Below are 13,223 nucleotides of genomic sequence, written 5' to 3'. Positions count from 1 at the left end.
ATATCTTAACAATATTTTAGTTTAGAATTAAATTAATATCTTATATATAGCTTACTTTCTTGAAAAAAGCACTGATTGAAAATCAGTGCTTTTGAAATATAATATACTATTTTTATCTATAAAATCTAACAGATCTTCTTTTACGATCTTTTCTTTTATTTATAAATTTTAATATAATAACAATTAAAGCTGTTATTATAGCAAGTACTACTATGTATACTAGTATGTTTTGTTTAACTAAATCCATCTTTGATATTGTTGGATATAAATCATATTGATTTATAGTATCTTTAATTTTTACAGTAACTTTACCTATTGGCTTGTTTTTATTTAATTTCCAAGCGCTAACATCATTAAGTTCATATTTAACTTCAGGTTCTAATGATGTTTCATAAGCTAATACATCTTCTTTTACTGTAACTGGAACTCTTATAGTTCTCTCAGGCCCTAATAAAGGAAAAACCTTATACTTTAAAGTTTTACTTTCAAGTTCAGTATCCTTTGCTAGTAGTGACTTTTTCTCTGCATTATAGCTATAATCAGCTAATTTGGCAACATCTTCAAAGACTTTGCTATCTTCTGGAAGATTATATTCAGAGTTAAGAACTACTGTTGCAATTTTACGACCATCTCTTTCATATACTGCAGCTAAGCATCTACCTGCTTTTTCAGTATATCCAGTTTTACCACCGATATTTCCATTTTCACCAAGAATTTTATTTCTATTTTCAACCTTAGCAGTTGGTCCATTAGTAGATTTTACTTCAGATTCTTTTTTACCTAATATAGAACTTGTCCATTCGTTCTCCATAACAGCTTTTAAAAGTATTGATAAATCATAAGATGTTGTTAAATGATCATTTATGTTATCATCTAATCCATTAGGTGTTACAAAATGAGTATTTGTCATTTTCAACTCTTTAGCTTTATCATTCATCATCTTAACGAAATTATCTACAGTCCCGCCAATGTTTTTAGCAATCATATAAGCTATGTCATTTCCAGAATATAAAAGTAAAATATCCATTGCATTAGCAGCGGTAAAAGTATCTCCAGGAGTAACTGGATGAACATTTAATCCGTATGAAAAAGGTGCTTCATTTAATGCCTCTTTAGGATAAGTAAGTAAATCATTTTTCTGCTTATTCTCTGCTAATAATAATGCAGTCATAAGTTTAGTTACACTAGCTGGAAACATTTGATTATCTATATTTTTAGCGTATATGATATCATTAGTTTCTAAGTCAACAGAAATAGCAGAAGTACCTATTAAATTTAAGTCTTCAGATGCTTCCTTTGCTAAGACTGTTGTTGAAAAAATGGAAGTAAATATCAAAGTGGATGCAATGATTTTTTTAAGCTTCTTCAACGTTCTCTTCTCCTTCACTATTTTAAATTTCTACATAAGTATAGCATTTAAACTAATATTCAACAAGTTATATAAGTAAACTTTATCTTTTATTAAAGGCAATTTTTGTTATAAATTTAAATATAACTTTAAATTTTAAAGTTATATTTAGATATTGATTTATTTTCGACATATCTTTATAAATATAAAAAATATATTGAAAATAATATTGTGATTTTGCAATAATGTTACTATAGGATTAAAAAATAGTAAATTTATAGAAGGTGATTTTATGAAAAGTATAGTTCTTATTACTGGAGCTACTAGTGGAATTGGAATGGAGTTTGCTAAAATTTTTGCAAAAGAAGGATATAATCTATTTTTAGTTGGTAGAAATGAAAACGCGCTTTTAAACTTAAAAAAGAGTTTAGTAAAAGATTTTAATATAAATGTAGATGGCTTAGTTGTAGATTTAAGCAAAAGAATGGAAATTGAAAATCTATATCATTATATAATTAAAAACAACTATACAGTAGAAATCTTGATAAATAATGCTGGGCTTGGATATAATGGAGAATTTGATGATATCAGTATAGATAAACATCTTCAAGTTATAGATGTAAATATAAGAGGATTAACCATATTAACCAGTTTTATTATTAAAGACATGAAAAAAGAAAGAAAAGGTAAAATTTTAAATGTAGCTTCTACTGGTGCATATCAGCCTGGATCCTTTATAGCTACATATTATGCATCTAAAGCATATGTATTATCCTTTTCTTATGCACTGAAAGAAGAATTAAAACCATATAAAATAACAGTTACGGCCTTATGTCCTGGTGCTACAAAGACTAATTTTTCTAAAAGAGCAGGAAAATCAGATTTAAATATAGCAATGAATCCATATTATGTGGCATATAAAGGATATAAAGGTTTAATGAAAGGAAAAGGAAATGTAATTCCTGGAATATTGAATAAAATTGCAGTGTTTTTATCTAAAATATCCCCTAATATAGTAAATAGTAAAGTAGTTGCAAATATTCAGTATAAAGCTTATAAAAATTATATAGATAAAAAAGATAAGTAACAAATTAATAACTAGGGCTATATAAAATTATTAAATGGTTAATACTTATAATAGCAAAATGTAAAAGTTTTAATAATTTTATAAGGAAGTGTTATTATGAGGTTAGATAAAAATTTTTCTATGTGTTTTCCACCACAACATCAAAAAATTCAACCAGGTAAAGAGTGTGATATGGTCCCATTACCAATATTTCAACTGGATGAATATAGTTTTTGTGGAAATAGATTAAAAGATAAAGTAGCAATAATAACTGGAGGAGATAGCGGAATTGGCAGGGCTGTTTCAATAGCTTATGCTATGGAAGGTGCTAAAGTTGTTATAGTTTATTTAAACGAGGAAAAAGATGCAAATTTTACAAAAAAAATTATTACAGAAAATAATGGTGAATGTCTTCTTATAAATGGAGATATCGGTGATGAAAAATTTTGTAATGAAGTAGTAAAAAAAACTATGGACAAATTTTCAAAAATAGATATACTAGTCAATAATGCAGCGGAGCAACATGTTTGTGAAAATTTAGAAGATATAACAAAGGAACAATTCGAAAGAACTTTTAAAACTAATATGTTTGGTGCATTTTATTTAACCAAAGAAGTGGTAAAACATATGAAAAGTGGTTCAGTTATAATAAATACAACATCAGTTGTTGCATATCATGGACATGAAACTTTAATAGATTATTCATGCACCAAGGGAGCACTTACATCTTTTACTCGTTCTTTGGCATTAAATTTAGCTAAGAAAGGAATAAGAGTAAATGCCGTAGCACCAGGACCAATTTGGACTCCACTTATACCAGCATCCTTTGATGAGCAAAAGGTTTCTAAGTTTGGCAGTCAAACAGCATTAAAAAGGGCAGGTCAACCGGTAGAACTTGCAGAATCCTATGTATTTTTAGCTTCAAAAGGTGCTTCTTATATAACTGGAGAAACAATACATGTAAATGGTGGTGAAATAGTAAATAGCTAAAAATATAAATTTAATTAATAAATAGTTAAGAAATAATTTAGCTATCTTTATAGTTAAGATAGGGGGAGTTTATGAAATTAGAAAAAGATTTTTTCAATAGAGATGCGAGAGTAGTAGCTGAAGAACTTTTAGGAAAAGTTTTAGTTTCAAATTATAATGGTAAAATCTTAAAAGGAAAAATAGTAGAAACAGAAGCATATATAGGTGAAATAGATAAAGCATCTCATGCTTACGGAGGCAAAAGAACTAAAAGAACTGAGCCACTATATGGAGAGCCATACACTGCATATGTATATTTTATATATGGCATGTACTATTGCTTTAATATAATAACCAATAAAAAAGATATTCCAGAAGGGGTACTTATAAGAGCAATAGAGCCTATAGAAGGTATTAATATTATGTCTAACTTAAGATTTGGAAAAGATTACTCTGATCTTAATAAAAATCAAATTAAAGTTTTATCTAATGGTCCAGGAAAACTGTGTATTGCTATGAACATATCTAAAGATGATAATTATGAAGATATGAATAAAAGTAATAAAATTTATGTAGAAAATAACAAAATAGATAATTTTCAAATAATAAAAACTAAAAGAATAGGCATAGATTATGCAGAAGAAGCAGTAGACTTTTTATGGAGATATTATATAAAAGATAATAAATACATATCTAAAAAGTAAATCTAACTAAAGTTTTTTATATCATTTACTGTAATTAATAGTCATATATTATATATATACTATTAAGATAAAAGGGTGAATTAATATTGAATGATTTATTGACTACAGTACCTTTGTATTTAAATGGGGGATTAATACAAGATTTATCAGGGCTTTTAATTGATGGATATATACAAACTAAAACACTTAAATGTATTACAGAAGATATGGGAAATGCAAGACTTGAAAAGTACTTAAAAGATACTAATAAAATAGAAAAAGATAAAAGTCCAATAGGCCTTGATGGTACTAACGAAGGGTTAACAAGAGGTACATTGGATGGTAGGGCAATTAATCGTGAAGAATATAGTATTAGTAAAACCTATGCCACATTTTCATTTTTCAGACAAGTTAGAGAATCTATGAATGATAATAATATGTATAGTGTAATAAATAGTAAAGATATAATTTTAGGCAAAGTTAAACCTGGAAATCATGTAGAATTCTATGGGGTGGTAAGTAGTATGTCTATTCTTTCAAATATAAATGAAATGATAGATACAATAAGTTGTTATGATATAACTTTATTAAATGGACTTTTACCAAAAGATACTTTAATAAATTATAATACTATTATAAATCAACTTAATATGATAAAAAAATATTTAACTTTAAACAACACTTTTGATATGATAATGGACTTAGGTTGTTGTAAAGCTATAATAAATGTTCATAATGATAATTTTATATCTAAAACCACTCATAGTTATGATTTTTGTAATTGTAATTGTACAGTTATGGGCAAAGTAATATGTGTTTGCAATAAAAATCAACATGTAGATTTATTAAGAAAATCATGTAATGGAGATTTTTTTAGAAAACTTATATTAAATATGAAACCTTATTTTGAAATTTTAGAAAAACAAGGAATAGTTTTACCAGAAATAATAGATGAAAAGTTATGTGCTACTAAGATAAATGGTCCATGTATACAAATTATACCGATAGCTATGTACCAATAAATCTATAAAAAACATAAATAAGATTATATAAGATTTAATTACACTTATCTTATATAATCTTATTTTTTATTATTTAATAATAATTGACAAAGTTTTTACTAAGTAAGTTTACATAATTTAAATTAAGTATTTAATTAAAAGTGTAAACTAAAAAATATAAAATATTGTAATTAAAAGTAATATAATACCAATTTTGAAATTAAACTATAGTATATAGGAATCTATAAAAGGAGTAGCTTAATTGAAAAGATATATTAAAAATACAAAATTAATATTTAAAAAAATAGATATGTTAATGAAAAAGATTAATATTAATAAAAAAGATGGTAATGAATTTTTAAATAAAGGGATTTTAAATTATAAAAACAATGATTATAAAGAGGCAAAGAAATTTTTAGAAATTGCTTTGAATTTAGGGTTTTTAGATGCATCATATTATTTAGGTTTAATACATTTAGATGATAGATTTGAATATTTTAATTATGAAAAGGCAAAAGAGTATTTCTATATTTCTGCAATTAAAGGTAATAGTTCAGCACAAAATAATTTAGGTGCACTTTTTTTAAATGTATATAAAGACTATGAAAAAGCAATAAAGTGGTTTAAATTATCTGCACAAAGTGGTGAGATAAAGGCTCAAAGCAATCTAGGACAAATTTATTATAAAGGATTAGGTGTAGAAGTTGATTATATAGAAGCGGAAAAATGGTTAAAAAAAGCTAGTATAAATGGTTATAAATTTGCAGATGAATTTTTATATAATTTGTATGATGAAGATGGAAATATAATTGACATAAAAAACAAAAAAATATCTATAAAAAATGGAATAGAAAAAGGTGAATGTAAAAGCTTTTATGAAATGGGACAATTGTATGCAAATGGATTGGGCGTTTCAAAAGATTATGAAAAAGCAGTAGAATATTTTCATAAAGCAGCAGAATTAGGTTATGAAGACGCCTATGAGATGTTAGGTTCTATATACTGGGTTGGGCTTGATAATATAGATAGAGATTATAAAAAATCTAGATATTGGTATGAAAAAGCAGCAGCGCTTGGAAATCCAAAGGCAAAATTAAATTTAGGAGTTATATATAGCAAAGGGTTGTCTGTTAAAAAAGATTATGAAAAAGCATTTAATTTTTATCTTAGTGCTGCAAAAGATGGAAAAATGGAAGCACAATTTAATGTGGCATGTAATTTTCAAGATGGAAAAGGTGTAGAGAAGAATGACAAAGAAGCTGTAAAGTGGTTTTTAAAGGCTGCTGAATCTGGTGACAAAGATGCTAAATATGAATTAGGATTGTGTTATAAATATGGAAAAGGTGTAGAAAAAAATTTAAATATGGCAACTAATTATTTTATTGATAGTTTTGAAAATGGCTGTAAATTATCAGAAAATCATTTAAAAGATATAAGAAAAATAGAGAAGTTAAGTAAAAACATAATTTTCACACCAAAATTTTATAAAAATTACATTGTTAAAAATGAATATAAAATTGAAATACCAATAGAATGGGATATTGATATTATATATAATGACGATGAAAAAAAGGATTTAAAAATAATTGGTAAAAGTGATAAATATAAAATTAATGATATAAAATTATGGATTACTTTTGTTGAGTTTCCATACTCTAATAAATTAGAGTTAGCAAAATATATGAAAGGTATGGGAGTAGATAATATAAAAAAATTTAAAATAAATGATAATGATGCATTATCATTTACAAAGGAAAATACTATAGGAAAGACAAGAGAAATATATATTATAAGAGGAGAAAACAGTATATATTTTTTAAAAATATCCTTAGATTCATATATTAAGGATGAATATAGACAGGTAATAAATCATATATTGAATAGTTTTAAAATACTTAATATAAAAAGACATGTTTATGATAAACAATTAGTAAATGAAATGACTAAAAAAGCTATAAATTTATTTAATATAATAAATAATGATGATTAATATAGGGAAACAAGATGAAGTGTTGAATTCTAAGCGATTCTGAGCATGTCTCACTATTTTAGGCATCCAAATTTTGAAATGGATAATTTAAAAAGCCAACTTATAACTATATATAAAAAAAAGTTTAAATTTTAACTTGTTAAATTTAAAGTTAATTAAATATTAATTGATACTCAGTCATATAAATAGAAATGTAAAATTAAAATAGGATATGTAAAACTTTTATTGAGGTGATTTAAAATGAAAGCAATTATTAATGCTAAAATATATGATTTTAATAACTTTATAGAAAATGGATATGTTATTTTTGATGACAAAATAATTGAAGTTGGGAATATGACTAATTTTAATAGAGATGATATAGAAATTATAGATTGTAAAAATTCTATAGTAATGCCTGGATTGGTAAATGGACATACACACATTTTACCAGAAATTTCAAAAGAACCAAGCATATGGAATGAATTGAAAAATAAAGGTTGTTATTATAATGGATTAATGTTTGGAATTGAGTGTATAAAAAATGGTGTTACAACAATTATAGATCACAGTGGTGAAGAATGTAATAGTTTAGGAACCTTAAATGAATTAAAAAAAGCTATATGTGATAGTTTGTCATTAAGAGGTATATTCTCTTTTAGTACTAGTGAAGATTTAAATATTGATAACTGCATAAAAGAAAATATAGATTTTTTAGCTAATTCTAGTGAAAACTATACTGGATTATTTGGATTAAATTCATCTATGAATCTAAGTGATGAAACTTTGAAAAAAATTGAGAGCTATAAAAACCATGCACCTATCCATATTCATATAGCTGAAACTATAGATGATGTAGCAGATTGTATGTCTAAATATGAAAAAAGAATAATTGAGCGATTAAATGATTTGGATTTACTAACAGATAATTCATTACTTGCTCATTGTGTATATGTTAGTGATAGAGAAGCTCAATTATTAAATGAAAAAAATATATATGTAGCAGTAACTCCAACATCTAATATGAACAAAGGATTAGCATCTTTTAATTATTCTATGTTTGAAAAATATAATATTCCTTGCATAATTGGAACAGATGGATTAAGTGCTAACATTACAAGAGACTTTTCAAACCTAGTTTATACTATGAGAAGCAAATACAATAATTCTGATAGTTTTACATTAAATGATTTAGTAAAAGTTATAAAAAATAATTATGAATATGCAAATAAAATACTTAATATAAAAATAGGTAAAATAGAAAAAAATTATAAGAGTGATTTAATTATAATTCCTTATAAAGAAATAGTACCATTAGATGAAGAAAATATTTTAAATCATATATTCTATGAAGTATTTGATAGTTTTTCTCCAAAAGATGTTATATGTGATGGAAAATTTTTAATGAAAGACTATAAAGTTCTTTATGAAAATAAAAAGTTATATGAAGAACCTTTAAAGGTTAGAAGTTAAAAGAAACTTAATATAATATTTTATAAATGGAGGAGTTTTAAATGGATTTAAGTACAACTATTGGGGAATTGAAACTTAAAAATCCACTTATGCCTGCATCAGGGCCTTTAGTTAGCGATGATAATAAAATAAATATTTTAGCATCTTTTGGATTAGGTGCAATGGTTACAAAAACTATAGGTATAAAAGGTGCAATGGTACCTAAACCTTGCATATATGGAGGCAATAACAAAGTATTAAATTTAAATCTTTGGTCTGAATATCCTCATGAAAAATGGACTGAAGATTTTTTACCTAATATAAAAAGTTTTTTGAAGGAACCTTTAATAATTAGTATTGGTTATAGCAAGGAAGATATTATAGTTCTAATTTCCAAACTAGATAAATATGCTGATGGTTTTGAAATTTCTTTAGATTATAACATTGATTTAAAGGAAGCTGGAGACATAGTAAAATTGGCAAGGAAAACTACCACAAAACCTATATTTATCAAAATTAATAATTATATAAGAAATTTATTAGAGTTTGTAAAAATAATAAAAATAAATGGTGCAAATGGAATAGTAGCAGTACATTCATTAGGTCCAGCTATGGTAATAGATTTAAATGAAAGAGCTGTAAAGTTTGGTAATGAAAAGGGCGAAAGTTATGTTTCAGGTCCAATTGTAAAGCCCTTTGCATTAGCAACAATAAATCTAATAAGAGAAAACTTCAAAGATTTTACTATAATTGGTTCAGGTGGAGTATCATCAGCAGAAGATGTAATAGAGTTTTTATTATGTGGAGCAGATGCTGTACAAATGAGTTCTTCTGCAATGATACATGGTAGAGAAATATATAAAGAAATATTAAAAGAATTACCAACGACACTTGAAAAATATGGTTTTAGTTCAATTGAAGAAGTTAAAAATACAAGGTTGAAAAAAGGAGTAAAATTTGCTTCAAGTTACCCTATGGTAAATAATAATAAATGTATTTCATGTAAGATTTGCGAAAAGGTGTGTCCTTGTTTTGCAATAACAATAAATAAATATCCTATATTTAATAAGTCTTTATGTTTTTCATGTGGTCTTTGTGAAAGTAGATGTCCTCAGAAGGCGATAACTGGGGTAATTTAAGAATTAAAATAGAAAAGTAATATTAATTAATAATCATAAATAAAATATAAAAAACTTATATAATATAAAAGGGGGAATACTATAGGGAAACAAGCCCCAATCTAAATTTATTCAATAACTTTAAAATATTTTCATACAAAATGCAGTGTTAAATTCTAAGTGATTCGGAGCATGTCTCACTATTTTCAGTATCCAAGTTTTGGAATAAATAATTTTTAAAGTCAACTTGGAACTCTATATGATATTAGAAGCAAAAATGAGAGACCTAAAGTTAAAGGGAAAAAAGTTTATAAATAATGGAGAAACTATGGGAATTATTATAAGAAATGATAACTCTCAAATACCTATAGCTATTAAATGTTCAGATATGGATAAATTTTTAAGCCGTTTTGGCGACTATAGTAATATAGTTTTAAATGTTGAAGGAGAGAACATAAATACTAAAATACAAAATGTTGAAAGGCATGTTACACTTCATAACCCAATTCATGTAGAATTTAAAGAAATTAGTATTTAAAAATTATTATATAGATTTTGAAAGCAGTTTTAAAATAGAGTTTAAACTTTATTGCAAAACTGCTTTTTATGTTTTAAATTTATCTAATCGAAAAATAAATATTTACAAAAAATCTATATTAATATATACTACTGTATATACAGTAGTATATATTAATATAGATGGGGGAAATAAATATGAAATTAGATGTAAAGAAAATGGTTCAAGCATCATTGCTTATGGCAATTGCTATCATAATTCCACTGGTATTTGGTTCTACTTTAAGGGTTTATATACCACCTTTTAGTGCAACATTAGCATCACATGTTCCTATGTTTTTATCTATGTTTTTAGGAACATCAGTTGCATCAATTGTGGGACTAGGCTCTTCAATAGGTTTTTTATTTGCATTTCCAGATCCTGTAGTAGCCGCACGAGCATTTATGCATGTTGCTGTAGGGTTTTTAGGTGCTAAATTAGTTGATAAAAATTATAGTTTTAAAAAAGTGGTTTTATTTACTGCACCATTACACGGGGTTTTAGAAGCATTAATTGTAATGCCTTTTGGATTTAGTTTTAAAGATGCATTAATAATTGTAGGGGTAGGTACAATTATTCATCATATAGTAGATGGGGTTATAACAATACCAGTACTTAAAGCTTTAAAACTTGAGAAAAAGGTAGAAAATAATATAAAAAAAGAAATAGCATAAGAAATAAAAAACCTGTACTTATTAAATTTTATAAGTACAGGTTTTTTATTTCTTAAATATGTGTTAAATTTTAAAAAATATGTATTTATTTTGAATATAACCTGTATTATATAAGTAATAGTATAAGGTTCCAAGTTTACTCTTGAATTTATTTATTCTAAAACTTGGGTACCCAAAATAGTGAGACATGCTCCGAATCAATTAGAATTCAATACTGCATTTTCTACAAAAGTAAATTAAGATGGGGTCTGTTTTTCTATAATAATGCTTTATTTTAATAATACTAATCATAGGGGGATATCATGAGTTCAGTTTTGGTTTTAGATAATGTTTATAAAAAATACGGTAAAGTAGACATAATAAAAGGTGTAAGTTTTGATGTGAAAGAAGGAGAAATTTATGGTTTTTTAGGTCCTAATGGTGCAGGTAAAACTACTACTATTAGGATGGTTACAGGGCTTATAAAGCCAGACAAAGGGAACATTTTAATTAATGGTTTTGACATACAAAAACAATTTGTACATGCAATGGATTCTGTTGGTGCAATTGTTGAAAATCCAGATATGTATGGAGATTTTACTGGAAGGCAGAATTTAAATATTTTTGCTAAGCTTTATGGAAATGTTGATAAAAAACGTATTGATGAAGTTATTGAAATAATTGGACTTAAAGATAGAATTGATGATAAAGTTAAAAAATATTCTTTAGGCATGAAGCAAAGATTAGGGCTTGGTCAAGCTTTACTTCCAAATCCTAAGCTTCTAATATTAGATGAACCTACCAATGGATTAGATCCATCAGGAATTGTTGATTTTAGAAAAATAGTAAAGGATGTTGTAAGTGAATTTAATACAGCTGTTTTGGTATCTTCCCATATTTTAGCTGAAGTAGAACAGCTTTGCAGTAAAGTTGCTTTTATAGATAAAGGAAAGATTGTTTCCATTGAAAGTATCAATAATTTAAAAAGCGATAATAAAGAGCATATAAACATAAAAGTATCTGAAATAGAAAAAGCAAAGAATATTTTAAAAGAATTAGACTTTATAGATACTATAGAAGCTAAAGATAATTTATTAGCCTTAACGTGTAATAAAGATTCATTTCCAAATGTAATAAAAACTTTAACTTTAAATGATATAGACATATATGATGTTTATAAAGTTAAACAAAATCTTGAAAATAGGTTTATGGAAATTACAGAAGGAGTGAAATAATTGAAATTACTAAAAGTAGAAATTTATAAATTAGTAAAAAGTAAAAAATATATTATTTTTATACTCTCTCTAATTATTATGTTAGTTTTTAGTGGAGTAGGACTTTACAAAAATGCACAAAATGAAAAACCAGAGATAAAAATAAAAAACAATGAAAAACTTTTAGTAGATTATAGAGTAAAGGCACAAGATGAAAATTTAAGTGAAGATATGAAAAGAAGTTATGAGCAAAAGATAAAAGTTGTTGAAAAAGAAAATGAAGAATTAGAAGAAGAGATTAAAAATCCTAATTATAATTGGAAAATTAAGTTGGAGGAAGAAAATAAATTTTTAAAAGAAGGTATAGATAGCGCAAAAATAGCATTAGATTATAATCAAATTGAAGAAAATAATGGAAAAATTAAAATTAATAAATATTTATTAGATAATAATTTAGAGCCACGAAAAAAGTATGAAGTATCTTCTTATTTAGATATGAAAGAGGTTTTAGGTTCTTTGAATGTAATATTTTTACCAATGCTTGTAGTTATTTTAGCTTATGATTCAATAAGTGGTGAGTATCAAAATTCAACTATAAAATATTTAATGGCAAAGCCTATAAAAAGAAGTAGCATAATACTTGCTAAATTTTTATCTGCATTCTTATTAGCCTCTATAAGTATATTTCTATTAGAAATTATATTTTTAATTATTGTAGGAATTATATTTAACTTTGGTGATTATATGTATCCTGTAATAGTAGGAACAAGATACAATATAGATAAACTAGGAAATTTAAGTGCTATAAATAATAGCTCATATATAATTCCAATATATAAATATTTAATAAAATCATTAATGTTTCAATTTATAGCAATACTTCCTATAATAGCATTATCACTATTAATATCAGAAGAATGTAGTACTAATGGAAGTAGTTTAATAATTAATGCAACGATAAATATTGTTGCATCAATTATAACATTTATAACTCCATTAAACTTTTTGAAAAATGTATACCCATTTTGGTTTACATCTTATAATAACAGTATTTCTATAATAGATGGTATTATAAATTTAAAATTAAGTACAACAAATATAAACTTAAAATTAGGATTAATAGTTTGCTTGATATGGACTATTATTTTTTACTATATAGCCCATAGAAAATTTATAAAAAAAGATGTTGTATAA

At 25.2% G+C, this 13,223-nt stretch carries 12 protein-coding genes; 11 read left to right on the top strand and 1 reads right to left on the bottom strand.

From position 1 onward, the window contains the following. Positions 1 to 112: 112 nt before the first annotated feature. Positions 113 to 1,369, bottom strand: coding sequence for a D-alanyl-D-alanine carboxypeptidase family protein (locus AZI32_RS02295; protein ID WP_061994296.1), 1,257 nt, complete (start codon positions 1,367 to 1,369; stop codon positions 113 to 115). 271 nt (positions 1,370 to 1,640) lie between these two features. Between AZI32_RS02295 and AZI32_RS02290 the strand changes: the two genes are divergently transcribed. From AZI32_RS02290 to AZI32_RS02240, 11 genes are all read left to right on the top strand, one after another. Beyond that, positions 1,641 to 2,435, top strand: coding sequence for an SDR family oxidoreductase (locus tag AZI32_RS02290; RefSeq protein WP_061994295.1), 795 nt, complete (start codon positions 1,641 to 1,643; stop codon positions 2,433 to 2,435). Between the two features lie 96 nt (positions 2,436 to 2,531). Further along, positions 2,532 to 3,404 (top strand): SDR family oxidoreductase, encoded by an 873-nt coding sequence (locus AZI32_RS02285; protein ID WP_061994294.1) that lies wholly within the window; start codon positions 2,532 to 2,534, stop codon positions 3,402 to 3,404. A 71-nt stretch (positions 3,405 to 3,475) separates the two neighbouring features. Further along, the gene (locus AZI32_RS02280) at positions 3,476 to 4,087 is read left to right on the top strand and encodes a DNA-3-methyladenine glycosylase (protein WP_061994293.1); all 612 of its coding nucleotides are present in this window, start codon (positions 3,476 to 3,478) and stop codon (positions 4,085 to 4,087) included. Between the two features lie 86 nt (positions 4,088 to 4,173). Then, positions 4,174 to 5,088 carry a hypothetical protein gene (locus AZI32_RS02275; RefSeq protein WP_061994292.1) on the top strand — a complete coding sequence of 305 codons (915 nt, stop codon included), beginning with the start codon at positions 4,174 to 4,176 and terminating at the stop codon, positions 5,086 to 5,088. A 241-nt stretch (positions 5,089 to 5,329) separates the two neighbouring features. Then, positions 5,330 to 7,057: a tetratricopeptide repeat protein gene (locus AZI32_RS02270; RefSeq protein ID WP_061994291.1), complete on the top strand. Its 1,728-nt coding sequence runs from the start codon at positions 5,330 to 5,332 to the stop codon at positions 7,055 to 7,057. A gap of 240 nt (positions 7,058 to 7,297) precedes the next feature. Beyond that, positions 7,298 to 8,509 (top strand): amidohydrolase family protein, encoded by a 1,212-nt coding sequence (locus tag AZI32_RS02265; protein ID WP_061994290.1) that lies wholly within the window; start codon positions 7,298 to 7,300, stop codon positions 8,507 to 8,509. A 41-nt stretch (positions 8,510 to 8,550) separates the two neighbouring features. Next, positions 8,551 to 9,627, top strand: a complete 1,077-nt coding sequence (locus AZI32_RS02260) for a 4Fe-4S binding protein (RefSeq protein WP_061994289.1) — start codon at positions 8,551 to 8,553, stop codon at positions 9,625 to 9,627. A 238-nt stretch (positions 9,628 to 9,865) separates the two neighbouring features. Continuing rightward, complete coding sequence (locus tag AZI32_RS02255) at positions 9,866 to 10,144, top strand: hypothetical protein (RefSeq protein WP_061994288.1); 279 nt, start codon at positions 9,866 to 9,868, stop codon at positions 10,142 to 10,144. Positions 10,145 to 10,320: 176 nt separating this feature from the next. Next, positions 10,321 to 10,836 (top strand): hypothetical protein, encoded by a 516-nt coding sequence (locus AZI32_RS02250; protein ID WP_061994287.1) that lies wholly within the window; start codon positions 10,321 to 10,323, stop codon positions 10,834 to 10,836. A gap of 302 nt (positions 10,837 to 11,138) precedes the next feature. Next, complete coding sequence (locus tag AZI32_RS02245) at positions 11,139 to 12,050, top strand: ABC transporter ATP-binding protein (RefSeq protein WP_010297065.1); 912 nt, start codon at positions 11,139 to 11,141, stop codon at positions 12,048 to 12,050. Then, positions 12,051 to 13,223 carry an ABC transporter permease subunit gene (locus tag AZI32_RS02240; RefSeq protein ID WP_061994286.1) on the top strand — a complete coding sequence of 391 codons (1,173 nt, stop codon included), beginning with the start codon at positions 12,051 to 12,053 and terminating at the stop codon, positions 13,221 to 13,223.

Source organism: Clostridium sp. ATCC 25772, from assembly GCF_001573875.1.
GTDB classification, from domain to species: Bacteria; Bacillota; Clostridia; order Clostridiales; family Clostridiaceae; genus Clostridium_J; species Clostridium_J senegalense.
The sequence above is the reverse complement of the archived record's forward strand: the minus strand, read 5'-3'. Positions and strand labels throughout refer to the sequence as shown.